This window comes from Mesorhizobium sp. M0293 (assembly GCF_040321735.1).
GTDB lineage: Bacteria > Pseudomonadota > Alphaproteobacteria > Rhizobiales > Rhizobiaceae > Mesorhizobium.
This window is the reverse complement of sequence record NZ_JAMYSA010000273.1, coordinates 1-1,436: the sequence shown is the minus strand read 5'-3', so window position 1 is coordinate 1,436 and position 1,436 is coordinate 1. Positions and strand designations below refer to the sequence as shown.

Annotated in this window: 1 protein-coding gene; it reads left to right on the top strand. The window is 62.4% G+C overall.

What is annotated here, in order from left to right:
• The first annotated feature begins 195 nt into the window (after positions 1-195).
• Positions 196-1,185, top strand: a complete 990-nt coding sequence (locus NKJ06_RS35405) for a Coat protein (protein ID WP_352812568.1) — start codon at positions 196-198, stop codon at positions 1,183-1,185.
• Positions 1,186-1,436 lie beyond the last annotated feature (251 nt).

Below are 1,436 nucleotides of genomic sequence, written 5' to 3'. Positions count from 1 at the left end.
CACGGACGGTCTCCCTTGCTTGAGATCTGTAACGACCTCATTCTGGCACATCATGATGCCGTCGGGGGCCGTCCACCCCAACACGGACCCAAATGTCCGCTCCGCTCCGGTTCTCGAAAGCCATCATTTTCGGCTCGGCCTGACCTGAATCTCAACACACCTTCTCCCACCAACCAAACCTGAAGGAAGAGAAAAATGGCAGATGCCTACACCCGTATCGCGGATGCGATCGTTCCGTCCGTCTATGCGCAATATGCTTTCGAGGAGCATGTTCAGTCGCTCGAAATCTACCAAGCCGGAATCCTGTTTTCCGACCCGGCCATCTCGTCAAAGCTGTCGATGGGCGGCCGCTCCGTCGACATGCCCGGCTGGAAGGATCTCGGCAACGACCCGTCCGAGCCGGTCAATGACGATCCGGCCGATTCCATCGAAATGAAGAAGATCGGCTCGCGCCGCGAGGTCGCCGCCCGTAATGTCCGCGCCCAGGCGTGGGGCGTTCCGGACCTGACCTCGATCCTGGCTGGCGATGATCCGCAGAAGCTGATCGTCAAGCGGCAGACCGAGTATTGGCAGCGCGCCAATAAGCTGACCCTGCTCGGCATCCTGAAGGGCGTCGTCGCCGACAACATCGCCAATGACGGCGGCGACCTGGTGCGCACAACCGGCGCTTCCATCGTCGACACCGACATCATCGAGGCCGCCTATCTGATGGGCGACCGCGCGGACAAGTTCAAGACGATCTGGATGCACTCCAAGCAGATGAAGGCGCTGAAGCTCGCCGACCTCATCGACTATGTGCCGTCGTCCCAGCAGGGCGGGCCGCTGATCCCCTATTACATGGGGCTGCGGGCCGTCGTCGACGACGACATTCCGCAGGCCGGGGGCGTCTACACCGCCTTCATGTTCAAGGACAAGGCGATCCTGTGGAACGAGCTGCCGGTCAACACCGAAGGTGGCCCGCTGGAGTTCGACCGCAAGCCGCGCCAGGGCCATGGCGGCGGCGTGACGGAAATGGTCGGCCGCCGGCACTTCGTCCCACACGTGCCCGGCACCCGCTTCCTCGACGCCTCGTCGGCCGGCGAATTCGCCACCGATGCCGAACTGGCGCTGGCGGCGAACTGGGACCGCACCGCGTCGAGCGTCAAGAACATGACGTTTATTGCGTTGAAGACGACCGAGGCTTGATCGGCTTGGGCGAGGGGCGGGGGCGAGAGCTCGCCCTTCGCCTCTCGTTCTGACAGCGTTCCTTCGCGCCCCCCTCTGTCCTGCCGACATCTCCCCCAAGAGGGCAGGGCTATTGCATATGGAACTCCTGAGATGTCTGCGCGGCACGGACCCCCACCCCTAACCCCTCCCCCTTGTGGGCAGGGCTATCGCATATGAGTAAAGAGCTGGAAGAGGAAGTCTCTGTTCCATCTGGCTCTTCGCATCTTGCT